Source organism: Rhizobium sp. Leaf371 (assembly GCF_001424045.1).
Lineage (GTDB): Bacteria > Pseudomonadota > Alphaproteobacteria > Rhizobiales > Rhizobiaceae > Ferranicluibacter.
The window spans coordinates 755,243-777,430 of sequence record NZ_LMQB01000001.1 but is presented as its reverse complement, the minus strand read 5'-3'; the positions used below and the strand labels follow the sequence as shown (position 1 = coordinate 777,430).

The 22,188-nt window shown below is 65.6% G+C and carries 19 protein-coding genes and 1 pseudogene; 10 read left to right on the top strand and 10 right to left on the bottom strand.

The features are described 5' to 3' along the window. Positions 1 to 305: 305 nt before the first annotated feature. Positions 306 to 548: a hypothetical protein gene (locus ASG39_RS03430; protein ID WP_062592792.1), complete on the top strand. Its 243-nt coding sequence runs from the start codon at positions 306 to 308 to the stop codon at positions 546 to 548. Between the two features lie 333 nt (positions 549 to 881). Here the strand turns inward: ASG39_RS03430 and ASG39_RS03425 are convergent, their stop codons facing one another. After that, the gene (locus ASG39_RS03425; protein ID WP_062592789.1) at positions 882 to 2,759 is read right to left on the bottom strand and encodes a methyl-accepting chemotaxis protein; all 1,878 of its coding nucleotides are present in this window, start codon (positions 2,757 to 2,759) and stop codon (positions 882 to 884) included. 355 nt (positions 2,760 to 3,114) lie between these two features. Here ASG39_RS03425 and ASG39_RS03420 point away from each other — a divergent pair, with 355 nt between their 5' ends. Then, on the top strand, positions 3,115 to 3,495 hold the full coding sequence (locus ASG39_RS03420) for an acyl-CoA thioesterase (protein ID WP_062592787.1): 381 nt from the start codon (positions 3,115 to 3,117) through the stop codon (positions 3,493 to 3,495). Positions 3,496 to 3,520: 25 nt separating this feature from the next. On the opposite strand, the gene ASG39_RS03415 is transcribed toward ASG39_RS03420, so the two are convergent. Then, on the bottom strand, positions 3,521 to 4,066 hold the full coding sequence (locus ASG39_RS03415) for a cysteine hydrolase family protein (RefSeq protein WP_062592784.1): 546 nt from the start codon (positions 4,064 to 4,066) through the stop codon (positions 3,521 to 3,523). Positions 4,067 to 4,152: 86 nt separating this feature from the next. On the opposite strand from ASG39_RS03415, the gene ASG39_RS03410 reads away from it, so the two are divergent. Then, the gene (locus ASG39_RS03410; protein ID WP_062592782.1) at positions 4,153 to 5,202 is read left to right on the top strand and encodes a GlxA family transcriptional regulator; all 1,050 of its coding nucleotides are present in this window, start codon (positions 4,153 to 4,155) and stop codon (positions 5,200 to 5,202) included. A 219-nt stretch (positions 5,203 to 5,421) separates the two neighbouring features. Here ASG39_RS03410 and ASG39_RS03405 read toward each other — a convergent pair. Continuing rightward, a pseudogene (locus ASG39_RS03405) lies at positions 5,422 to 7,215 on the bottom strand (methyl-accepting chemotaxis protein); the annotation flags it as partial. A gap of 169 nt (positions 7,216 to 7,384) precedes the next feature. On the opposite strand from ASG39_RS03405, the gene uvrB reads away from it, so the two are divergent. After that, positions 7,385 to 10,480, top strand: coding sequence for an excinuclease ABC subunit UvrB (uvrB, locus tag ASG39_RS03400; protein WP_062592780.1), 3,096 nt, complete (start codon positions 7,385 to 7,387; stop codon positions 10,478 to 10,480). 10 nt (positions 10,481 to 10,490) lie between these two features. On the opposite strand, the gene ASG39_RS23000 is transcribed toward uvrB, so the two are convergent. Further along, positions 10,491 to 12,002 (bottom strand): anti-phage dCTP deaminase, encoded by a 1,512-nt coding sequence (locus ASG39_RS23000; protein WP_082476884.1) that lies wholly within the window; start codon positions 12,000 to 12,002, stop codon positions 10,491 to 10,493. A gap of 340 nt (positions 12,003 to 12,342) precedes the next feature. Here ASG39_RS23000 and ASG39_RS03390 point away from each other — a divergent pair, with 340 nt between their 5' ends. Further along, positions 12,343 to 12,855, top strand: coding sequence for a nuclear transport factor 2 family protein (locus ASG39_RS03390; RefSeq protein ID WP_082476882.1), 513 nt, complete (start codon positions 12,343 to 12,345; stop codon positions 12,853 to 12,855). A gap of 1,046 nt (positions 12,856 to 13,901) precedes the next feature. Further along, positions 13,902 to 14,294, top strand: a complete 393-nt coding sequence (locus ASG39_RS03385) for a hypothetical protein (protein WP_062592777.1) — start codon at positions 13,902 to 13,904, stop codon at positions 14,292 to 14,294. Between the two features lie 162 nt (positions 14,295 to 14,456). Here ASG39_RS03385 and ASG39_RS03380 read toward each other — a convergent pair whose 3' ends face one another. After that, positions 14,457 to 15,077, bottom strand: a complete 621-nt coding sequence (locus ASG39_RS03380; protein WP_156467997.1) for a J domain-containing protein — start codon at positions 15,075 to 15,077, stop codon at positions 14,457 to 14,459. A gap of 455 nt (positions 15,078 to 15,532) precedes the next feature. Here ASG39_RS03380 and ASG39_RS03375 point away from each other — a divergent pair, with 455 nt between their 5' ends. Next, positions 15,533 to 15,745, top strand: a complete 213-nt coding sequence (locus ASG39_RS03375; RefSeq protein ID WP_062473876.1) for a cold-shock protein — start codon at positions 15,533 to 15,535, stop codon at positions 15,743 to 15,745. Positions 15,746 to 15,952: 207 nt separating this feature from the next. Here the strand turns inward: ASG39_RS03375 and dusA are convergent, their stop codons facing one another. Beyond that, positions 15,953 to 17,077 (bottom strand): tRNA dihydrouridine(20/20a) synthase DusA, encoded by a 1,125-nt coding sequence (gene dusA / locus ASG39_RS03370; RefSeq protein ID WP_156467996.1) that lies wholly within the window; start codon positions 17,075 to 17,077, stop codon positions 15,953 to 15,955. Positions 17,078 to 17,488: 411 nt separating this feature from the next. Next, positions 17,489 to 17,731: a hypothetical protein gene (locus ASG39_RS03365; protein ID WP_062592773.1), complete on the bottom strand. Its 243-nt coding sequence runs from the start codon at positions 17,729 to 17,731 to the stop codon at positions 17,489 to 17,491. A 374-nt stretch (positions 17,732 to 18,105) separates the two neighbouring features. Here ASG39_RS03365 and ASG39_RS03360 point away from each other — a divergent pair, with 374 nt between their 5' ends. The 3 genes from ASG39_RS03360 to ASG39_RS03350 all read left to right on the top strand — a co-directional run bounded on the left by ASG39_RS03360 (position 18,106) and on the right by ASG39_RS03350 (position 19,947). Then, on the top strand, positions 18,106 to 18,309 hold the full coding sequence (locus ASG39_RS03360; protein WP_062592770.1) for a hypothetical protein: 204 nt from the start codon (positions 18,106 to 18,108) through the stop codon (positions 18,307 to 18,309). 284 nt (positions 18,310 to 18,593) lie between these two features. Continuing rightward, entirely contained in the window at positions 18,594 to 19,295 is a 702-nt protein-coding gene (locus tag ASG39_RS03355) for a fumarylacetoacetate hydrolase family protein (protein ID WP_062592768.1), read from the top strand. A 115-nt stretch (positions 19,296 to 19,410) separates the two neighbouring features. Next, complete coding sequence (locus tag ASG39_RS03350) at positions 19,411 to 19,947, top strand: gamma carbonic anhydrase family protein (protein WP_062592766.1); 537 nt, start codon at positions 19,411 to 19,413, stop codon at positions 19,945 to 19,947. 7 nt (positions 19,948 to 19,954) lie between these two features. Here ASG39_RS03350 and ASG39_RS03345 read toward each other — a convergent pair whose 3' ends face one another. From ASG39_RS03345 to ASG39_RS03335, 3 genes are read right to left on the bottom strand one after another with little or no spacing between them, the layout of a single operon-like run. After that, positions 19,955 to 20,356, bottom strand: coding sequence for a Fur family transcriptional regulator (locus ASG39_RS03345; protein ID WP_062592764.1), 402 nt, complete (start codon positions 20,354 to 20,356; stop codon positions 19,955 to 19,957). Then, on the bottom strand, positions 20,356 to 21,186 hold the full coding sequence (locus ASG39_RS03340) for an iron chelate uptake ABC transporter family permease subunit (RefSeq protein WP_062592763.1): 831 nt from the start codon (positions 21,184 to 21,186) through the stop codon (positions 20,356 to 20,358). The genes ASG39_RS03345 and ASG39_RS03340 overlap by 1 nt, the downstream gene beginning before the upstream one ends. Beyond that, positions 21,179 to 22,177 (bottom strand): metal ABC transporter ATP-binding protein, encoded by a 999-nt coding sequence (locus ASG39_RS03335; RefSeq protein WP_082476880.1) that lies wholly within the window; start codon positions 22,175 to 22,177, stop codon positions 21,179 to 21,181. The genes ASG39_RS03340 and ASG39_RS03335 overlap by 8 nt, the downstream gene beginning before the upstream one ends. Positions 22,178 to 22,188: the final 11 nt, after the last annotated feature.

Sequence of the window (22,188 nt, the reverse complement as noted above, 5' to 3'; positions counted from 1 at the left end):
TCAGACGCCCATCGCCCGAGTTTAGGCAAGCATGGTAAATGAAAGGTTACGTCCGTCCGGTTTCGGACCCCGCGCCGCCGTTTACTCCGGCCTTGGAAACCGCTACGATCCCCGCACCGGCGGTCCCTTGCGCACCGCCGATCCGGGCAGAGGCCGCCCGCGTTCCGAGGGGGCTTGGGAACGGATGGCATGACGATATGAGCAGCCTGAAACGGTGAACGGCATGAGACGGGCGCGCCTCGACGTCGAGACGCCGACAGTCATGCGGAGGAGACCGGCGCGCGCGCCGGGAGGGAGGGCCTGGCATGCAACAATCGCAACAGACCGCAGCTTATGACGCAACCGCAGCCGTCCAGACCCTGACGGAAACAGCCACGGCCGTCCATGTCGTCCCCGACCGCGACGAATGGAACGTCGTCATCATCGAAAACGGCATCGAACGCCTGCAATCCTTCGTCCAGCACGACTGGGCGCTGAGCTACGCCCGAGGCCAACGCCTCCGCCTCGGCCTCCCCGCCCCCACGGACCCGCCCCCCGCCACCGCCTGACCCGGCACCGCCCGATCCGGCACCGATACCGCACACGGCAAACCCCCGCCACGAGTCTCTTCTCCCCGCAAGCGGGGAGAAGATGCCGGCAGGCAGATGAGGGGCCCTCGCGGACGCCCGCGTCACCACGCCGATCGCGCAACACCCCGACCGGCCGATCCGCGCGTCCGCAACGCCGTCACTGCGCGTTCTGCTTGGCATCCCCCTTGATGATCGAAACCTCATATTCAATCATCCGGGCGCTTTGACAAGCCCTTTCACCGGGAACACGCGCAACGGCAGACAAGCCCCGGCAGTGCGGTTACGAACGCATCCCGGCCCGCGCGCGCGCCCTCACGCCGCCCGCCCCATCCGCGCCGCCACACCACGCCCGTCGCCCTGCCCGTCGCCCTGCCCGCCCATACCCGCCGCCCCCAGCCGGAACTGCTCCACCAGCGCCATCAGCGCATCGGCTTCCGTCGCCAGCGCGCCGCTGGCCGCGGTGGTTTCCGCCACCATGGCGGCGTTCTGCTGGGTCATCTGGTCCATCTGGTTGACGGAGGTGTTGACCTCGCTCAGCGCCGAGGCCTGGTCGCTGCTGGCGGTCGTGATCATGTCCACATGCTCGCTGATGACGGAGATCTTGGCGCTGATGGCCGAGAGCACCGCGCCGGCCTGCGTCACGAGGCTGGAGCCCGCCCCCACCTCTTTGGTCGAGGTGTCGATCAGCGTCTTGATCTGGCGCGCGGCGTCGGCCGAGCGCTGGGCGAGTTCGCGCACCTCCTGCGCCACCACGGCAAAGCCCTTGCCCGCGTCGCCCGCCCGCGCCGCCTCGATGCCGGCGTTCAGCGCCAGCAGGTTGGTCTGGAAGGCGATGTCGTCGATCACGGAGATGATCTGCTCGATCTCCTGCGATGCCGCCTCGATCCGGCCCATCGCCGCCACCGCGCTCGCCACCACATGGCGGGAATCGTCGGCGCTCTTCTTGGTGTCGCGCACGAGGCCGTTGGCCTCCGCCGCCCGCCCGGCCGAGGATTTTACGGTAACGGTGATCTCCTCCACCGCCGCCGCGGTCTGCTCCAGCGAGGCGGCCTGCGCCTCGGTGCGGCGGGACAGGTCGTCGGCCGAGCCGTGCAGCCGGCCGCCATTGGTCTGGATCGCAACGACGCTTCCGCGAATTCCCGTAAGCGTCTCATCCAGCCGGGCGATCGAGCCGTTGAAATCCTGCCGCAGCGTTTCCAGCCGGCCGGTAAAGGGCGTGTCGATCGTCTGCGTCAGGTCGCCGCGCGCGAGCCGGTCGAGGCCGGCGCCCAGCGCCGTCACGGCCCGCTCGATCCCGGCTTCCGTCGCCCGCCGCTCGCGGTCGCGCGCCGCGCGTTCCTCGTCGGTCAGCGCCCGCTCGGCCGCATTGTCCTCCTCCATCTGCCGGCGCGAGAGCGCGCTGTCGCGAAACACGGCAAGCGCCCGGGCGATCGCGCCGAATTCGTCTTTTCGCGCGGCATAAGGCACATGGGCGGCGAGATCGCCCTTCGAAATCGCCTCGACCGAACCCGTGAGGATCGACATCGGCCGCATGGTCCGGCGGATCGCGAGCGTCGCGACGATGCCCATCAGCACGAGCACGCCGGCGCCGGTCGCCAGCGACAGCACCAGAAGTTCGTTGATCTTGGCGAAATAGACCTCCATCGGAATGCCGATGAAGATGACACCCACGACCGCGCCGGCGGCCGAGGTCACCGGCACGTAGCCGGTCATGAAATCGCGCCCGAACAGCACCGCCTGGCCGAAATAGGCCGCGCCGCGCGCCAGCGCCGCCTGTGCCGGATGCGCGGGCGCCAGCTTGGTGCCGACGGCACGCGCGCCCGTCTCCGTCTTCACATTGGTGGAGATCCGCACATAATCGGCGCCCTGCTTGGCGAAGATCGTCGCGACGCCGCCGATCGTCTCCGCCGTCCGGTCCACCAGATCGTGGTTGGCGACCGCGGGCATGGCCTCCGCCGTGACGCCGGAAAGCTGCCCGTCCGTCAGCGCGACCCGCACCGCCGGTGCCGTCACCGCATAGAGCACGGCCATGGCGCGGCTCGCATCGCGCGCGTCCACGTCCGCATTGGCCATCACATGGGCGCTCAGCCGCACATGCATGGCGGCTACCAGCGTGGCGAGGCCGAGAAAGACGAGGGTCAGGGTGATCGCGACGTTGCGCGCGACGACGGAAAGCGAAACTGGACGCATAGGGCGCTCCTGGAATGGCGGCAAGAGCCGGACGCGCGCCATCGCCGCCCGAAAAGGCGGTCGCCGGCCGAACCAATGCTCTGGCAGGAAGGGGGATCGTCGCCGAAAGCGCACGAACATGACGATGATCGTGCCGGTAAAGCTTTAAGAAAAACCTGCCGTTCAACCCCAAGATTAGGTAGAAACGACTTACAGAGTCATCGGAAACGCCGTTTTGCCTTGCACGCGCCCCGGCGAACCGGCGGGAGCGGGCGCATTTCCACAGCAAGGGGGATGACGAAAGCGCACAAGCGCGGTAGGCACGAGGCTCGGCATCGGCGCGCGCACGGAGCGCTGCAACACACGGGAGAAGGCCATGACGACGCCCAGCGGTGAACTGACCTTGCGCACCCTTGCCATGCCGGCCGATGCCAATGCCGCCGGCGACATTTTTGGCGGCTGGGTCATGGCCCAGATGGACCTGTCCTGCGGCATCCGCGCCGCCGAGCGCGCCCGCGGCCGCGTCGTCACCGCCGCCGTGCGCGAAATGGCCTTCGCCCTGCCGGTCAAGATCGGCGATACGCTCTGCATCTACACCGACATCGCCGCCGTCGGCCGCACCTCCATCACGCTCAAGGTCGAGGCCTGGGCCCAGCGCTACCTCTCCGACCGCATGGAAAAGGTCACCGACGCCACCTTCGTCATGGTCGCCCTCGACGCGGACGGCCACCCGACGCCGGTGCCGGGCGACCGCTGAGCCGCATCGATCGCCGGCCGGCCGGCTACCCGGCCAGATAATCCTCGGTCGAGACCACCTGCCCGTAAGCGAAGGCCAGCGCCGACATGAAGGCGGCGTGAACCGTCGCGGCCGGCACGGTCCGACCCTTAAATTCCAGATCGCGCGTCGCGCAGGCATCCTCCACGATCGTCGTCGCATAGCCGAGATCGGCCGCCGCCCGCGCCGTCGCGTCGATGCACATATGGCTCATCGCGCCGATCACGGTGACCGCCGGAACACCGGCAGAGGCCAGCATCTCCGCCAGCGCCGTCTCGCGGAACGCGTTGGGATAGTGCTTGGTCACCACCGCCTCACCTTCCAGCGGTGCCATCGCGGCGACGATCTCCGCCCCGTCCGTGCCCACCGCGAAGAACGGCCCATCGGCCGGGCTCTCATGGCGGATGTTGATCACCAGGTCGCCGGCCTGCCGCGCCGCGGCGACGACGCGCGCGGCGTTGCCGACGGCCTGGTCGGTGTCCGTTAGCGGAAACCGACCTTTTGCCAGATAATCGTTCTGCAGATCGACGACGAGAAGGGCGCGCGGGCTCATGGAGTATCCTTTCAAGAAATCCTGTCTTGTCATAGCCGCGATCCCCCCGCCATAAGAGGGGCATTCCGGACAAAGAAGCGGGCGATATGGACAAACCGGCACAGGTCGCGGAGATCGCGATCCTCTCTTACGATGGCGCGCAGGCCGCAGCCGTGCTCGGCCTGACCGATCTACTCGCCGCCGCCGCCCGCATCGCCGCCGGTAAGCCGGGCGAGATCGGCACGCCGCCGCGCCTGCGCGTCAGCCACTGGACCCGCCTTGCGGGACAGGACGCACCGACCCGCATCTTCTCCTCCGCCCCCGGCGTAGCCACGAACAGCACCCCGGCCAGTCCCCCAGACAACTCAGCCGACAGCCCGACCGACATCCCGACCGTCATCGTCATCCCCCCGGGGCTCGGCGATCCCCTGCCGCAGGCCGAGGCGCGGTTCTACGCGGCCTGGCTTCGCGCCGGCCATGAGCGCGGCGCCGGCCTCTGCTCCATCTGCAAGGGCGCCTATGTGCTCGCGGAAACCGGCCTGCTGGCCGGCCGCACGGTCACGATCCACTGGACCGACGAGGCGCATTTCACCGCCCGCTTCCCCGATATCCGGGTCGATGCCGACCGCCCGATCATCGATGACGGCGACATCGTCACCGCCGGCGGCGTCATGGCCTGGATCGATCTCGGCCTGATCCTGATCGAGCGCTTTCTCGGTGCGGCGGTCATGCAGGACACCGCCCGGGCCTTCCTGGTCGATCCCCCCGGCCGGGAGCAGAGCGATGACAGCGCCTTCTCGCCCCGTCTGAACCATGGCGATGCGGCGATCCTCAGGGTCCAGCACTGGCTCGGCGCCAGCCACGGCAGGGAAACCCGCCTCGACGCCATGGCCGACCGCGCCGGCCTCGATCCGCGCACCTTCATCCGCCGGTTCAAGGCGGCGACCGGCCACACGACCGGGGATTATGTCCAGCGCCTGCGCGTCGAGGCGGCCCGCGACCTGCTGCTGTCGTCGCGCGATCCGGTGGACGCCATCGCCTGGCAGGTCCATTACAGCGACCCCGGCGCCTTCCGGAAGATCTTCACCCGCGTGACCGGCCTCACCCCCACCGCCTACCGCCAGCGCTTCCGAACCCGCACCACGCCGTCCGGCTAACCCCAGCCGCAAAGCCCCTCGTCTGCCTGCCGGAATCGTCTCCCCGCCTGCGGGAGACGAGACCCGGAGCGGGCCGTACCACGGCCCTCTCCCCCCCTGCGGGCGGAACGGTCACACCACCGCTCAGGCAACCCGCCTGATCGGGCGGACGCCCCCGGCATCCGAAGACGCCCCCGCCGAAGACGCCCCTGCCGAGGACGCGCCCGCCGAAGACGCCATGGGAGACGCACCCTGCCCCGCCAGCCGGAAGGTCTGCAGCAGGGCCATCAGCGTGCGGCTTTCCTCGGCCAGCGTCTGGCTGGAGGCCGTGGTTTCCTCCACCATGGCGGCGTTCTGCTGCGTCATCTGGTCCATGCTGTTGACGGCGATGTTGACCTCCTGCAGGCCGGTCGCCTGTTCGCGGGCGGAGGTGGCGATCGAGACGACGTGGTCGTTGACGCGGTTGACCAGCGTTTCGATCTCCGACAGCGCCTGGCCCGTCGACCGCACCAGCGCGACGCCGGTTTCCACCTCTTCGCTCGAGGTGCGAATCAGGCCCTTGATCTCCTTCGCCGCATTGGCGGAGCGCTGGGCGAGCTCGCGCACCTCCTGCGCCACCACGGCAAAGCCGCGTCCCGCCTCGCCGGCCCGCGCCGCCTCGACCCCGGCATTCAGCGCCAGCAGATTGGTCTGGAAGGCGATCTCGTCGATCACGCCGATGATCTGGCCGATCCGCTCGGACGAGCCCTCAATCCGGCTCATGGCCGCGATCGCATTGCGCACGATCCCGCCGGATTTCTCCGCGCTCGACTTGGTCTCGGCCACCATGGCCTGCGCCTCGCCGGCCCGGTCGGAGGCGTTGCGCACGGTCGAGGTGATCTGGTCGAGTGCCGCCGCCGTTTCCTCCAGCGCCGCCGCCTGCTGCTCCGTGCGCCGCGACAGATTGTTCGCCGCCTCGGAAATATCGCCGGCATTGTCGTGCACGACGTCGGCGGAGCGGGCGATCGAGGTCACCGCCCCCGCCAGCGAGGACACGGCCGCGTTGAAGTCGTCGCGCAGCTTGGCATAGTCCGGCGAGATCCGCCGCACGTCGGCCGTCAGGTCGCCCTGCGCCAGCGCTTCCAGCGCTTCGCCGATGGTGGCCATCGCCTGCGCCTGCTCTTCGGCACGGCGCAGGGTCTGCGCCTCGTTGCTGCGGCGCTCGCCCTCGATCTCGCTCTGCTGCTGCGCCTCGCGGTCCCGCAGCGCGATCCGTTCCGAGACGCTGTCGCGCAGCGTCACCAGCGCGCTCGCCATCTCGCCGATCTCGTCGCCGCGATCCGTCGCCGGCACCGGCGACGACACGTCCTCGCGGGAGATCGCCAGCATCGCCGTCTTCAGCCGGTCGATGGGACTGACGACACTGCGCACCACGGCCAGCGCCAGGCCGAGGATCGCCAGGCCGGCAATGCCGAGGATCATCGCGATCTGCATCAGCCCGCTGCGGAACAGCGCCGCGAGATCGTCGGCATAGACGCCGGTCGCGACGATCCAGCCCCAGGGCTTGAAGCCGACGACATAGGTGTATTTCAGCACCGGCGCGTCGGCGCCGGGCTTCGCCCAGCGATATTCGACGAGACCCCGGCCCTGGGCTTTCACCATCTCCACGATGCGCAGGAAGAAGGTCTCGCCGTCGGCGTCCTTGACACCGCTCTGGTCCTGGCCCTCCATCTCCGGCCTGAGCGGATGCATGATCATGCGCGGCTGCATGTCGCTGACGAAGAGATAGCCGGTCTCCTGGAACCGCATGGCGCGGACGGCGTCCAGCGCCGCGGCCTGCGCGGCATCCCGCGTCATGTGGCCGGCGACCTCCAGCCCGTTGTAATAGGAGAAGATGCCGACCGCGCTCTCGTCGAGCGCCGCCAGCATCGACGTGCGCTCCCCGACCAGCCGGTTATGCGACTGGAACAGCGAAAAGATCATGGCCCCCGCCATGATGATCAAGGCCATTCCCACCAGTCCGTACAATCGCACGGAAATTCTAAACTGCTTCATGACCGGCCCCTCGCCTGTCTGCTTCTCGTCTCTGAACAGATTTTGCTCATACAAATCTTTCTAATATGTAAGCGACGGCTCGGGATATTTGGGCCTTACGGAGCATAGGTCCGTACACGATGCGTTCTCTCCCCTTCCTTTTCCGGAAGACTCTCTCCATATTTCGCGCATGGCCAGATCTCCGAAGAAACCCGCAGCGTCCTCCCCGAAAACCGCCGGATTCGACGAAGCGCCGCAGGCGCCGTTCGAAGGCGCGCCCCTCTCGGGCCCCCTGTCTGGCTCAGTCTCCGACTGGGTGAAACAGCTCGAGGCCGAGGCCGAGGCGACCTCGCATGAAAGCCGCCGCGATGTCGCGTCCAAGGCCGGCAAGCACCGCAAACAGGTCGAGATCGCCGCCGCCAGGGCGAAGGCCAAGCCGGTCGAGCCCGCCTTCTCCGCCAAGGCGTCGAAATCGGCGCGCGGCACCTCCATGGGCGGCGCCAGCGATCCGAAATCGCGTGCCGCCGCGGGCCTGCCGGCCGTCTCGGGCATGGATATCTCGCTGGAGGACTCCGCCACGCTCGCCCCCGGCGCGGTCACCGCCACCGTCGATGCGCTGGCCAGCCTGATCGAGAGCGGCAACCCGCTGTTCAAGGACGGCAAGATGTGGACGCCGCACCGGCCGGCCCGCCCGTCCAAGTCCGAAGGCGGCATCCAGATCGAGATGGTCAGCGCGTACCAGCCGGCCGGCGACCAGCCGACCGCCATCAAGGATCTCGTGGAAGGGCTCAGCAATGGCGAGCGCAGCCAGGTGCTGCTCGGCGTCACCGGCTCGGGCAAGACGTTTACCATGGCCAAGGTGATCGAGGCGACCCAGCGCCCGGCCGTCATCCTCGCGCCCAACAAGACGCTGGCGGCCCAGCTCTATTCCGAGTTCAAGAATTTCTTCCCCAACAATGCGGTGGAATACTTCGTCTCCTATTACGACTATTACCAGCCGGAAGCCTATGTGCCGCGCTCGGATACGTTCATCGAGAAGGAAAGCTCGATCAACGAGCAGATCGACCGCATGCGCCACTCCGCCACGCGCTCGCTGCTGGAGCGCGACGACGTCATCATCGTCGCCTCGGTCTCCTGCATCTACGGTATCGGCTCGGTGGAAACCTACACCGCCATGGCCTTCCAGATGTCGGTCGGCGACCGCCTCGACCAGCGCCAGCTGCTGGCCGATCTCGTCGCCCAGCAATACAAGCGCCGCGACATGGACTTTCAGCGCGGCAGTTTTCGCGTGCGCGGCGATACGATCGAGCTGTTCCCCGCCCACCTGGAGGATGCGGCCTGGCGCATCTCGATGTTCGGCGACGAGATCGACGCGATCACCGAATTCGACCCTTTGACCGGCACCAAGACCGGCGATCTCCGCTCGGTCAAGATCTACGCCAACAGCCACTATGTCACCCCGCGCCCGACGCTGAATGCCGCCATCAAGTCGATCAAGGAGGAGCTGAAGCTGCGGCTCGCCGAACTCGAAAAGGCCGGCCGCCTGCTCGAAGCCCAGCGGCTGGAGCAGCGCACCCGCTACGACATCGAGATGCTGGAGGCCACCGGCTCCTGCGCCGGCATCGAGAACTATTCCCGCTATCTCACCGGCCGCCGTCCGGGCGAGCCGCCGCCGACCCTGTTCGAATACATCCCCGACAACGCCCTCCTGTTCATCGACGAGAGCCACGTCTCCGTCAGCCAGATCGGCGGCATGTACCGGGGCGACTTCCGGCGAAAGGCGACGCTGGCCGAATACGGCTTCCGCCTGCCCTCCTGCATGGACAACCGGCCGCTGCGCTTCGAGGAATGGGACGCCATGCGCCCGGATACCGTCGCCGTCTCCGCCACCCCGGCCGCCTGGGAAATGGAACAGGCCGGCGGCGTCTTCGCCGAGCAGGTCATCCGCCCCACCGGCCTGATCGACCCGCCGGTCGAGGTCCGCCCGGCCAAGAGCCAGGTGGACGACGTTCTGGGCGAGATCCGCGACACCGCCGCCAAGGGCTATCGCACGCTCTGCACCGTGCTGACCAAGCGCATGGCCGAGGATCTCACCGAATATCTGCACGAGCAGGGCATCCGCGTGCGCTACATGCATTCCGACATCGACACGCTGGAGCGCATCGAGATCATCCGCGATCTCCGCCTCGGCGCCTTCGACGTTCTCGTCGGCATCAACCTGCTGCGCGAAGGCCTCGACATTCCCGAATGCGCCTTCGTCGCCATTCTCGATGCCGACAAGGAAGGCTTTCTCCGCTCGGAAACCTCCCTCGTCCAGACCATCGGCCGCGCGGCGCGAAACGTCGATGGCAAGGTCGTGCTCTATGCCGACAAGGTCACCGGCTCCATGCAGCGCGCCATGGACGAGACCGCCCGCCGCCGCGAAAAGCAGATGGCCTATAACGAGGCCAACGGCATCACCCCGGAATCGGTCAAGGCCAAGATCTCCGACATTCTCGACAGCGTCTACGAACGCGACCACGTCCGCGCCGACATCGGCGGCGCCACCGGCAAGGGTTTTGCCTCCGGCGGCCACATGGTCGGCAACAACCTTGCAGCCCATCTCGAAGCGCTCGAAAAACAGATGCGCAACGCCGCCACAGACCTCGACTTCGAAACCGCCGCGCGCCTGCGCGACGAAATCAAACGCCTCAAAGCCACCGAACTCGCCACCATGGACGACCCGATGGCCCGCCAGGAGGCGAGGAGCGCCGAAGGTTTCGTCAGCAAGGCCGACCAGAAGTCCGCCAAAGCAAGAGAGGCCGCGAAAGGGCAAGAAGTCGCCACCGGTAAACCGAAAGCTGCGCGAGACCTGAATGCTACGGAAGACGAAGACGCGGACAGCGCCACGGGCGCCGTCTCTTCTCCCCGCGCGCGGGGAGAAGGTGCCCGCAGGGCGGATGAGGGGCAACCCCAGCCCGCACCCTCCCTCTTCCGCCAGAACGCCCTCGACGATATGGGCCCCGGCACCGACACCGAACGCCCGCTTTTCCGCCGCAACGACCTCGACGAAATGACCGTCGGCCGCACCGAAAAACCCGTCCCCGGCGCCCTCCCGATCAAACCCGACGCCGCCAGGGCCACGAAACGCGTCTCACCGCTGACCGAAGGCCAACCCGAACGCGCCACCGACGACCCCCGCCCGCTGGTGCGGGCAAAGGCAGGCGTCGGGAGCTATGAGGATGCGGGAGATGTGAAGCGGCAGAAGGGCCGGACGAAGGGCAAGACGGGACGGCCGGGGCGGTGAGGCGAGGAAATCAAAGTTGTCCATCGACCTCAATTGTATGAAGTGCCGTCCTTAAGCTTTCCATAACGGTATCTTCAAGATAGGCGTAGAATGGTGACTTCAGATCAACGTATGGGATTTTTTTGTTGTCAGTATAATCCTGCAAACACCCATCGTCATCCTTCCTCTTACTTCTCTGAAAGAGTTCTCTGTATCTTCGGGGTGTTATGCCAAAAAAATGCGAGAAATCCACAGACGGATAGTCGTGATACTCACCACGTTCCTGGCGATCAATATTGATTGAGTCAGCGTGAAGTCTCGATGCTAAGCTCTTTGGGTAGGGCTCCAAGTAATATACCTGATTAATCCCGCTTGAGACGATATGCTTTGCACACATATGACACGGAAATGTCGTTGTATAAAGAACCGACCCTGACAACGCGCCTCTCAAGCGCGCCGCATCAGTAATTGCAGACATCTCCGCGTGGACAATACGTCCGTACTCGAGTGCATCCATAAAACCGGTACTATTCAAACTTTTTATTTTTTCTTTGTCTAGTTCGTCTATAGAAATTTCGACAACCCTTAATATCTCTTCCAGTAGCTCTTTTTTGCGTCTATCATTTGAATCGTTTTTCCTCTGAAATTCTCGATCGTCGTATTCTTCGTCCGGCCAATAAGTTCCACCGCCAGCCTTTGGAACTTCATTGGATCCTAGCGCAATGATCTCGCCTTTCGCACTGAAGATTGCCGCTCCAACTTGGCGTGATAGATCGGATGTTCGGAGAGCCGCAGATTTTGCTGCGAACATCCCATATTCCATTTTGCTTGGAGTTATGACGTTTGACGAAAAAAGTAACTCGAGAAACCTGTTTAATTGCTCAAGCAAAGCGGGAGACCGAACGTCGCGGTTCAGAACCAGATCGGCATCATGGAAAATCTTCGCTACACGCTGACCAAACGGTTCTCTAATCTGATTTTCGTCAGTATCTACAAGTTGTTCGGCACTGGATCTAAAAGAAGCATGCACTGCTTGGCCGGCATCCTCAGCAAATTTTCTTGAAAGAAAATCCACCCTCGACGACCTCATCGAATAAACAGATATTTGAAAAAAGACTTTGCCGTAAACGGATCTAAGTAAATCTATTTCTTCCGGTCTTTTAAATTGATGCACGATAAAAACATTTTTTGTGAATTTATCGTTCTCAGGATTACTCCTGTTCATCCTCGATTCTACGATAGTCTGGACAGTAAGCGCAGCCAGAACTGAGGGATCGTTCGCAAACTCTCTAAGTTGATTTCCGTAAGAAATGTAACTTTCATAGCGCATATTAAGCGGGGTCGTTTTCAACTCCTTTTTAGGAACAACGATTTTCTCCATTCGTTTAAACAGATCCGTGACTCGAAGCTCATGAATCGTGTACCCAACCGATATGAAAAATTTCTTGAGGCCTGATATGGTTTCAGCAAGGGGAGTTCCGATCGGAGAGACCAACCCAATGACTATCTCCGGGAATTCGATGCGAGGAATGAGGGGCGTCATAGCAGCAGCCTTCGAATCATGAGAGTGTGAATTAAATTAGGAGGTCACAACATGGTTGTAAAATCAAACGCAACACTCGCGGCGCAACTAGCAAACAAGAGACTAGAAAAAGTCATCTCTTCTCACCGCGATTATCTTACGACTTGGAGATCTGAGCGTTTTGATCGATCCTCGATGAAGTCGAGCTCCAACAGGGAAGAGCTTCAGAGTGAAGCCGTCGCGTCTACTATCTCTTCTTACAAGACGGACCATTTGTAGTATTTCTATTGCTTACCCACCACTCCGGAACAACCCACCCCCACCCCAGTTCCCTCCCGAGCCCAAACCTCAGGAGCGCCCCATGACAGCCCTTGCCGAGACCTTCATTTCCGCCCTTCGCCGCCTCGAATCCGAGCGGGATGCCGACACCATCGCCGGCCTGTTCGCCGAGGATGTGAGCCTGTCCAATCCGCTGGTGTCCTATGAGGCGGGCGGGGCGGCGGCGGCGCGGCGGTTCTGGTCGCAGTATCGCGCGGCCTTCGAGGAGATTTCCTCCGAATTTCGCACTGTCAAGGAGACGGACGGCGTTACCTTTCTCGAATGGCGCAGCCGCGGCACCCTCGCCGGCGAGGCGTTCGATTATGGCGGCGTCAGCGTGCTGGAAGGGGCGGATGGCAAGATCGCGTCGTTCCGCACCTATTTCGACAGCGCTCAGCTGCCGCGCGCACGCGCGCCCCTCACCCATCCGGCCGGCGATGCCGCCCCGACGGCCAGACCCGACATCGCGCCGACGGGGAAAAACAAAGGCGGCGACGCTCTCGACCGCGCCCAGCGCGAGGCCGCCGAACAGCGCGCCGAAGGCGGCTACAGCTGAGCCGTCCGCTCGTCGCCCAAACCTGAAACCTCCCTGAAAACAAAGCGGCAGGCCGGAAGCGCGCCGGCCGCTTCGTTCCTTTGGCCACCCATCGTCCCGGCCGCCGATCGCCGGCAAAACCCCCGCCGCCCCCGAGACAGTCCAGAATTTTTCGCGCACCCCTTTCCCCGCGCCGCGCAAGCCCCCGCATACTGGCCCCGTTCCGCTCTCGGATACACCGGCAGGCGTGCCGGCGAGGCGGAGCCGGCTGTGGGGTGAGAGGAACGACGTGCGCCTCCCATGTCACGGTTCGCAGAACGACCTCCCCCCGAGGCGCCGGTGCGTCGCGCAAGCGATGCGCCCGTACGGTTCGGGTTTGCCTTCGCGGCATGGAGCGTCGTCCGAGGACGCGCCGCAGGGCGCGTCGGGACGGCGGCAGAGAGGCACCTGCGGGCAAAAACCGCCGAACGGGGCGCCGGAAGGTGTCATTTTTATCATCATCAACGCGGCAGCTTCCAGCGCCCCGTCCGATCCTCGGCCCGAACGGCCGAAAAACCCCGATGCGCCACACCGCGAGGCCGAACCGCCTGCGTGAAGGAGACCGCATGTCCAGACGACGCAAACAATCCGCCGCCCGACGCGAGACGTCCCAAGCCCGACCGACCCCGTCCCTCGGCCCCGCACCGGCCGATCCCGCCAGCCAAACGCTTGCCGGTCAAACCTCTGCCAATCTTCGGGATGCCGGACCAAAGCCGAGCGAGCCACCTCACGCCGGGCCACCTCACGCCGGGCCACCTCACGCTCGGCCACCTCACGCCGGGCCACGTCAGGCCGCGCACCGTCAGGCCGGGCCAAACCGCACCAACCCCATGCCCGCCAACCCCATGTCCGCCAACCCCACGCCCGCCAGACATCCTCCGGCCGGGCCCGGTTCGGCCGGGATGCCCCCAGCCAGCGCCATCGGTACCGGCCCCAGCGACACCGGCCCCAGCGACACCGGCCCCAGCGACGCCAGCCCCTCGCCCGCGCGTCCCGGGCCATCCCGCCCGTTCGAGCCGCGCAGCCGCGTGTGCGCCACCGCCGACAGGCTGTTCACCCAGGCCCTGCTCTGCGACCGCGCCCGCTGCCGCCGGCACCGGTGCTGCAGCCTTCCCGGCGCGACGCCGCACGATCCGGCCCGCGGCCTCCATCAGGCCGAGACGGTCCTGCCCCGCTGCCTCGCCGGCATGCCGCGTGATCTCGTCGAGGACTTTCTCGTGATTCTCGCCTTGTCGGTCGAGGTCGAAACCCTTCTGGCGCCGGGCGCGCTGAAGGAGATGGGCCGTCTCCTCGGCAACGATCCCATGGACACCGACATCCGCAACGCCCTCGCCGTCGCCCGATCCTGCCTCCCCCGCGGCGACCCGCTCAAAGCGGAATTCCAGGATTTTTGGAGAAAAGGTATGGTGAGTAGTGAGTAGTGAGTGGTGAGCAGGGGTTAGGCAGTCGGCAGTGGGCGGTGGGACGGGAAATGGCTCCCTCGGTCGGCCTGCTGATGACGCTTTGCGACTGCGTAATCGCGGCTCACTGCTCACTACTCACTCCTCACCACTCACCACTCACCACTCACTCCTCACCCCTCACTATTCCGCCGCTTCCTCCCGCGCCGCTTCCAGCTCGTAGCGATAGCCTTCCAGCATCAGATAGGCCTGCTCGATCACCTCGATCTGGCTCTCGGCGCTCTTGATGGCGTCGGCGATGGATTGGGAGCGGGCGCGCAGCATGGAGCCGAGCACGTCGGCGTCCGGGCGGCGGCCGAGGCGGTCCATGTGCTGGCGCACGCGGGTGCGGTGGCGTTCGAGCTCGAGAATATGGAAGCGGCTCTTGACGATATCGTCGGAAAGCCGGCGGCGCATGGCGGCCACGGGGTCGAAGCTGCCGGGCTCGCGCTCGTCCAGGATCACCTCGTTGACCAGCGTCTCGATCACCAGCAGGCCCTTCAGGTCGCGCGGGTCGGCCAGCTCGGGGTCGTAGCCGGTATCGTCGAAGATCTTGCGGCGCACGGGGTCGCGCAGCAGGTCGTAGGCCGCCTGCAGCTTGCCGAAGGCCGCCGCGTCGCCGCCCTGGTCGGGATGCGCCGTCTTGGCCACCAGGCGATAGGCGGTCTTGATCGCGGCCTCGTCGGCATCGCGTTCCACGCCCAGCATCGCATAGGGATCGATCACCTTGCCCCCAATCCTTTCACCGCATCGGCCTTTCGACATCGGCCACCCTGCAGTACCCGCCCCGGCCTCCGGCATCAACCCTTGGGGCTGCCATGGCGCGACGCTGTGCACCGCTTCGGGACACTCCGCCATGCATCCGACGAAAATGTGGAGGCGCGGCCTTTTTCTCCGATCCGTCCGCCGCCGGACCCGCTTGCCAAGGCGCGTATTTGCTGGCAGAAATATACCGTTCGGGCTGTTCATCCCGGAGACTGGACTGATGTGGTTGTGCCGCTCGGCGGCGTTCCGGTGGGGTTTCCCGCTGTGGACACGGTCGAACGGCAGCATGGGGCGGATGGCCGGCCAAGGCCTTGCGGCTCCCATGGGCGTAGACGTTCTTTGCTCCCGTACGTGACATCCAGACCGCGTGTCCCCTTTCGGCACGCACGACCGCCCGCCTCCCCGGCACCGGGGGTGCGGTTACCACAGCAAGGGAAGACCAGAGGACATCCCCCATGGCCACCAAAGGCACCGTAAAATTCTTCAACCAGGACAAGGGTTTTGGTTTCATCACTCCGGAAGGCGGCGCGAAGGACGTTTTCGTCCACATCTCCGCTCTCCAGGCCGCCGGCCTCCAGACGCTGAAGGACGGTCAGCAGGTCACCTTCGACACCGAGCCGGATCGCATGGGCAAGGGCCCCAAGGCCGTCAACATCAGCGCTGCCTAATTTGCCGCTGATACCTTACGGAAACGGCGCCCGCGTGGCGCCGTTTCTGTTGGCGCAAATCCCTATTCAAAAATCTCTGCCGCCGTCTCCCCGTCTTCAAAGCCCGGGATACACTGAGCGCTCATGTCCGGGACGACGGCAGCACCCCTTGTCCGGACCGCTCTTTGAAACGGACCGTTTTTCGCCACCCGTTTACGCCCCCACCATTCACTCGGCCGCGTCGCGCTCTCCCGCCACAGACGCCGCGTCCAGCACGGCGGCAAAGGCGGCAAAGATCACCTCCGGCCCGGCCCCGGCCCGCGTCGCCTCCGCCGAAAGGATCTGGCGAAACCGCCGCGCGCCCGGCCAGCCCTGAAACAGGCCGACCATGTGCCGCGTCACATGCACCAGCCGCCCGCCGGCCGCGATATGCCCCGCCGCATAGGCCATCATCGCATCCCGCACGCCGCACCAGAAATCGGGCGATCGCCGGTGCCCGGCCTCGGTCATGTCGGCGTCTTCCGGCACCACCGGCGCCGCCCCGCTCAGCGGGTGCGGAAAGGCGCGATCCACGCCCGTCAGCATCGCGCTGTCGTGATAGGCCGCCCGGCCGAGCATCACGCCATCCAGCCGGCGGCCCGCATCGGCATCGCCAAGCTGCGCCAGAGCCGCGCCAAGCGTGTGTAGCCCGCCATTGATGCCGACGAACAGATCCGGGTTTTCGGCCGCGATCCGGTGCACCAGCCCATAATCGAGCGGCGGGATCTCGCGATTCTCCTTGGGCGAAAGCCCCTGCAGCCAGGCCTTGCGCGCATGCACCCACACGCCGTCCACGCCCGCCGCCCGCACGCGCGTCAGCAGGTCGCGCAGCGCCACCTCCGGCGACTGATCGTCCACGCCGATCCGGCATTTCACCGTCACGGGCAGCGCCACCGCCGCCTTCATCGCCGCCACGCAGTCGGCCACCACCGCCGGCTCCCGCATCAGGCAGGCGCCGAACGTGCCGGATTGCACCCGGTCGGACGGGCAGCCGACATTCATGTTGATCTCGCAATAGCCGAAATCCGCCCCGATCCGCGCCGCTTCCGCCAGCTTCTTCGGATCGCTGCCCCCCAGCTGCAACGCCACCGGCGTGTCGGACACCGGACACCGCAACAACCGCTCCCGATCCCCCCGCAACACCGCATCGGCCACGATCATCTCGGTATAGAGCAGCGCATGCGCCGACAGCTGCCGCGCCAGAAACCGATAATGCCGATCCGTCCAGTCGATCATGGGGGCCACGGCGAAGACGGGCACCGTGTAGGCGCCGGTCGGAACCGTCTTCGGAGCGTTCGCAATGTCCGTCATCATCTCGTCTCGTCGCCTGAAAGGATCGGCCGGCGAAACGCCGGAGCCGCGCACCTCTTCGGAACGCCCGCGCCTGTTTCCGCCCTCATAAACCCCGCAGACCGGGGCGCCAAGGCCCCGCGATGAACCGTTCGAACCCATCACGGCGAATCAAAACAAAAAAGCCTGCCGCGGGAGGAGGTGCGGCAGGCTTCTTGAATGGATCCTGGGGTCGGGAGGAGGTGACCCGGATCGCGCGAAGCACCTGGGAGGAGGAGGGGTGCTTCGGTGAGAAGAAGATAATGCTGCATTGCAGCAGAAACAAGACCATCCCAATAAAAATTTCAGCGGCGAGAGAAAATTTCACTTGAGCCCGATATCTGGGGTCCTCGCCCCGCCGCTGCCAGCCCTTCCGAGCGCGTCACGCCGGACGGATTACCGCCAGGAGCGCCAGTCCCAGCGGTCCCGCCGCTCTCTGGTGCCGAGCACGTAACCGGCCAGGAAGGCTGCGGCGCCGACCAGCAGCAGCACCGATCCGGTCGCCGCCCGGTGATCCTGCGCCGTTGCCGCCACCGCGCCGGCCTCCCGCTGCACGGCGGTGGCGGCACGCTTCACCTGGGCTTTCACGGTGGTCCTGTCTTCGAGTTCGCCGGTAAATCCTGTCTTGATGTCGGACATCTCTCTGCTCCGCATGTGTGAGGTACGTCTCATGAAGTTAACCAGAAGGAAATTTGTTCCGCAGCGCCAAATAAAACGTTACAATTTGGCATTATGTTTTTGCAGTGCAGTATAACGAGACGAAATTTCCTTTACACGCCCGCCTTATTTTCGATTTCGCGTATTTTTCGCTGGTTGCGGCGGATCGTTTCTGGCAAGCTCATGGTGAGGTGCCTCATAAAAACCCGCTTCGCAGCAACACATGCCCTTAACGTCGCAGAGCGAATCGCCGCAGAGCGAGGACTCGAAAAGACGACGACGGATCGAAGAGAACCGAGTGCCGGAAGACGGGTCTTCAGAAAACGGATCGCAAAAAAGAGGCAAGGGAGAGAACCATGGTCGAGGAAAATCTGTATCGCATTGTAGAAGTGAGTGTGAAGCGTGGCGCCGATCGGCGCGATGTCGGCATCATGACGGTGCGCCAGGCTCTGGCCCTCCCCGATGTGCCGAGCCTGGAATACACCAACCCGGATCGCAAGACCCGCAGCGGTGGCCCCTTCATCACCCGCGCCCAGCTCCAGGCCTACGCCTGCCGCTGAGGTCGCCTACGCGACGGCCGACCGGCGACGACACGGCGCCGGCCGGCCACACCGTTACCCCGCGAGCGGCGTCCCAAGCAGCGTCCCCACCGGCGTCGAGGCGGGTGGAAATGCGCTCCCGCCCTGAACGCGGCGGTTTGGCAGGCGCGACGCCGGCATAGGTCGGAGATCCGGCAACCGCTTCGTCCATCCGCAACCATCCGCGTCAAAATCACCCCGTCGTCTTCCCCGCGGCTCGCCCCCGGTGCTATCCTCGCGCTGTCGTCACCAGCACCCGGATCGCCATGAACACCGCCACGGAAAACACCGTCATCCCCGCCGCCCCGCCCGTCATCCTGCCCGTTCGCGGCAGCGCGGCCGGTTTTCCCGTTCGCCGCGTCTATTGCGTCGGCCGCAACTATGCCGCCCATGCGATCGAGATGGGCCATGACCCCGCGCGCGAGCCGCCCTTTTTCTTCCAGAAGAACCCCGAAAACGTCCTCCTGCCGGCCTCCGGCTTCCCCTATCCCTCCCGCTCCGGCGATGTGCATCACGAGGTCGAACTGGTCGTGGCGCTGAAGGCCGGCGGCACGGACATCGATCCGGCCCGCGCGATGGATTGCGTCTGGGGTTACGCGGTCGGCATCGATTTCACCCGCCGCGATCTGCAGGCGGAGGCGAAGACCAAGGGTCATCCCTGGGCCGCCGCCAAGGCGTTCGAACATTCCGGCCCGGTGTCCGCGCTTGTCGCGGCGGCGGATTGCCCGGACCCGGCCAGCGGCCGCATCCACCTCGCCGTCAATGGCGAGATCCGGCAGGATGGCGACCTCGCGCAGATGACGTGGAAGATCCCGGAGATCATCGCGGAACTGTCGAAACTGTTCACGCTCGCCGCCGGCGATATCATCCTCACCGGCACGCCGGCCGGCGTCAGCGCCGTCACCCGCGGCGATGTCGTCACCTGCGGCGTCGACGGCTTCGGCGATCTCACCGTCACCATCGTCTGACATGCGCCTCTGACATGCGCCTCTGACACACGGGCGGGCGGGGAAACGACATCCCGCCCGCCTGAACCCCGAACCCTCAACCCCGATCCCTGACCCTCGGATTTCCGGAGCCACCATGCCCCTCTACGCCCTCGGCACCATACGCCCCACCTGCCCGGCCGCCGGCCGTTACTGGATCGCGCCGGACGCGCATGTCATGGGCCATGTCGTTCTGGGCGAGGATGTCGGCATCTGGTTCGGCGCCGTGCTGCGCGGCGACAACGAACCGATCACCGTCGGCGCGCGCAGCAATATCCAGGAAGGCGCGGTCGTCCATGTCGATGCGGGCTATCCGGTCAACATCGGCGAAGGCTGCACCATCGGCCACCGCGCCATCGTCCATGGCTGCACCATCGGCGACAACAGCCTCGTCGGCATGGGGGCCACCATCCTCAACGGCGCGGTCATCGGCCGCAATTGCCTCGTCGGCGCCAATGCGCTCGTCACCGAGGGAAAGGTCTTTCCGGACAATTCGCTGATCGTCGGCGCGCCGGCCCGCGTCCTGCGCACGCTGGACGAGGCCACCATTGCCGGCCTGCGCGCCTCGGCCGACAATTATGTCCGCAACTGGCAGAACTTCGCCGCGACCTTGACGCGCATCGAGGAAGCGTAAGCCCCGCTCACGCCGCCGTGCAGTTGCCGCAATGGCCGCGCATCTCGATGGTCGTCTTCTCGGTGGTGAAGCGCCGCCGGGTCGCCAGCAGCGCCAGCCGGTCCTCGATCTCGGGGTCGCTGATCTCGCTCACCTGCCCGCAATCCTCGCAGATCGCAAAGGCGATCACGCCCTTCTCCGGCCCGTGATCGTGCGGATGGGTGCAGGCGACGAAGGCGTTGAGGCTCTCCAGCCGGTGCACGATGCCGAATTCGGTGAGCTTCTCCAGCGCGCGGTAGACCTGCAGCGGCGCGCGAAACCCGTGGTCGCGCAGCTTGTCGAGGATCGTGTAGGCGCTGAGCGGCGCCTCGGCCTGGGTCAGCGTTTCCAGCACCAGCGCCTGGTTGCGCGTCAGCTTGCGTGGCTCCATCAGTGATGTCCTCCGGGCGGTGAAAAGGGCGTGCCGTCCCGCCCGCGTCGGCCGAACGGCAGCAGGCTGAGGACGAAGATGACGAGGGCCGCGACCACGATCGACGGGCCGGACGGCGTGTCGAAATGCAGCGAGCCGAACAGCCCGCCAACCACCGACACCGCCCCGATCAGCGAGGCGAACACCGCCATGATTTCGGGCGAGGCCGAAAAGCGGCGCGCGGTGGCGGCGGGAATGATCAGCAGCGACGTGATGAGCAGGATGCCGACGATCTTCATGGCAATGGCGATGACCAGCGCCATCAGCAGCATGAAGAACAACCGCGACCGCTCGGGCTTCAGCCCCTCGGCCTCGGCGATCTCCGGATTGACCGTGGCGGCGAGCAGCGGCCGCCAGAGCATCACCAGCGCCATCAGCACGAGAATGCCCCCGCCCCAGACGATGTCGATATCGGCTTCGGACACCGCGAGAATATCGCCGAACAGGAAGCCGACGAGGTCGATCCGCACCCAGGTCATGAAGGCGACGATGACGAGGCCGATCGACAGCGAGGAATGCGAGAGGATGCCGAGCAGCGCATCGGTGGAAAGCCCGCCGCGCTTCTGCAGCGCCAGCAGCAGCAGCGACACCAGCGCCGCGACGAGGAAGACGCTGACCATCAGGTTCAGGTCGAGCAGCAGCGACAGGGCCACGCCGAGCAGCGCGGAATGCGCCATGGTGTCGCCGAAATAGGCCATGCGCCGCCAGACGACGAAACAGCCGAGCGGCCCGACCGTGATGGCGAGCCCGACGCCGGCGATGAGGGCGCGGATGAAGAAATCGTCAAGCACGGTCGCGCTTCCCCGGTTCGAGCCGCTTCAGGCGGATCTGGCTGTGGCCGCAGCCGCAGCTGTCGTCATGCACGTGGTCCGCAACGGCCGTATCATGCTCCCGATGCTGGTCAGGGTGGCGGTCGTCAGGGTGATGGCCGTCCTCGGGATGGCAATGGTCCGTCAGGCTTCCGTCCGCATGCAGGACGCGGCCGTCGGGAAGATGGGTGTGGTCATGATCGTGATTGTAGACGGCCAGCGTCTGCGCGGCCTTCACGCCGAACAGGCGCTGATATTCCGGGCTCTGGCTCACCGCCTGCGGCGTGCCGCGGCAGCAGACATGCCCGTTGAGGCAGATCACCGTATCCGTCTCCGCCATCACCACATGCAGGTCGTGGGAGATCAGCAGGATGCCGCAGCCGGTGCGGTTGCGAATGGTCTTGATCAGGTCGTACAGCGCGATCTCGCCGGAAAAATCGACCCCCTGCACCGGCTCGTCCAGAACCAGCAGGTCCGGCCGGCGGGCGATCGCCCGCGCCAGCAGCGCCCGCTGGAACTCGCCGCCGGAGAGATGCTGCACCTCCGCCCGCGCCAGATGCAGGATGCCGGTGGAGGACAGCGCCTCGGAGATTTCGGCGCTCTTCAAGGGCCCGGTCAGCGTCATCAGCCGCTCCACCGTCAGCGGCAGCGTCCAGTCGATCGACAGTTTCTGCGGGACATAGCCGACCTTCAGCCCGCCGATCTTTTCCACGCGCCCCTCGTCCGGCTTCAGCACGCCGATCGCGGTCTTGGCGGTCGTGGATTTTCCCGAGCCGTTCGGCCCGATCAGCGTCACGATCTCGCCGCGCGACACGGAAAAATCGACGCCCCGCACCAGCCAGCGCCCGCTCCGGCGGATCCCCACCTCCCGCAGCGTCACCAGCGCATCGCTGGCGGCGCGCGCAGGCGTTGCGCGCGTGCCCGCGGGGCCGGGCGAAGGCGCGGTATGGAGAGGAGCATCTGTTTCGGACATCGGAAATTTCC

Excerpts from the sequence above, each read along its gene's own strand:
- dusA (WP_156467996.1), bottom strand. The coding sequence starts at position 17,077 with ATGATGACGGACATTGCGAACGCTCCGAAGACGGTTCCGACCGGCGCC.
- ASG39_RS03375 (WP_062473876.1), top strand. The coding sequence starts at position 15,533 with ATGGCCACCAAAGGCACCGTAAAATTCTTCAACCAGGACAAGGGTTTT.
- ASG39_RS03365 (WP_062592773.1), bottom strand. The coding sequence starts at position 17,731 with ATGTCCGACATCAAGACAGGATTTACCGGCGAACTCGAAGACAGGACC.
- ASG39_RS03380 (WP_156467997.1), bottom strand. The coding sequence starts at position 15,077 with ATGTCGAAAGGCCGATGCGGTGAAAGGATTGGGGGCAAGGTGATCGAT.
- ASG39_RS03345 (WP_062592764.1), bottom strand. The coding sequence starts at position 20,356 with ATGGAGCCACGCAAGCTGACGCGCAACCAGGCGCTGGTGCTGGAAACG.
- ASG39_RS03415 (WP_062592784.1), bottom strand. The coding sequence starts at position 4,066 with ATGAGCCCGCGCGCCCTTCTCGTCGTCGATCTGCAGAACGATTATCTG.
- ASG39_RS03390 (WP_082476882.1), top strand. The coding sequence starts at position 12,343 with ATGACAGCCCTTGCCGAGACCTTCATTTCCGCCCTTCGCCGCCTCGAA.
- ASG39_RS03425 (WP_062592789.1), bottom strand. The coding sequence starts at position 2,759 with ATGCGTCCAGTTTCGCTTTCCGTCGTCGCGCGCAACGTCGCGATCACC.
- ASG39_RS03355 (WP_062592768.1), top strand. The coding sequence starts at position 18,594 with ATGAACACCGCCACGGAAAACACCGTCATCCCCGCCGCCCCGCCCGTC.
- ASG39_RS03420 (WP_062592787.1), top strand. The coding sequence starts at position 3,115 with ATGACGACGCCCAGCGGTGAACTGACCTTGCGCACCCTTGCCATGCCG.
- ASG39_RS03350 (WP_062592766.1), top strand. The coding sequence starts at position 19,411 with ATGCCCCTCTACGCCCTCGGCACCATACGCCCCACCTGCCCGGCCGCC.
- ASG39_RS03430 (WP_062592792.1), top strand. The coding sequence starts at position 306 with ATGCAACAATCGCAACAGACCGCAGCTTATGACGCAACCGCAGCCGTC.
- ASG39_RS23000 (WP_082476884.1), bottom strand. The coding sequence starts at position 12,002 with ATGACGCCCCTCATTCCTCGCATCGAATTCCCGGAGATAGTCATTGGG.
- ASG39_RS03360 (WP_062592770.1), top strand. The coding sequence starts at position 18,106 with ATGGTCGAGGAAAATCTGTATCGCATTGTAGAAGTGAGTGTGAAGCGT.
- uvrB (WP_062592780.1), top strand. The coding sequence starts at position 7,385 with ATGGCCAGATCTCCGAAGAAACCCGCAGCGTCCTCCCCGAAAACCGCC.
- ASG39_RS03410 (WP_062592782.1), top strand. The coding sequence starts at position 4,153 with ATGGACAAACCGGCACAGGTCGCGGAGATCGCGATCCTCTCTTACGAT.
- ASG39_RS03335 (WP_082476880.1), bottom strand. The coding sequence starts at position 22,177 with ATGTCCGAAACAGATGCTCCTCTCCATACCGCGCCTTCGCCCGGCCCC.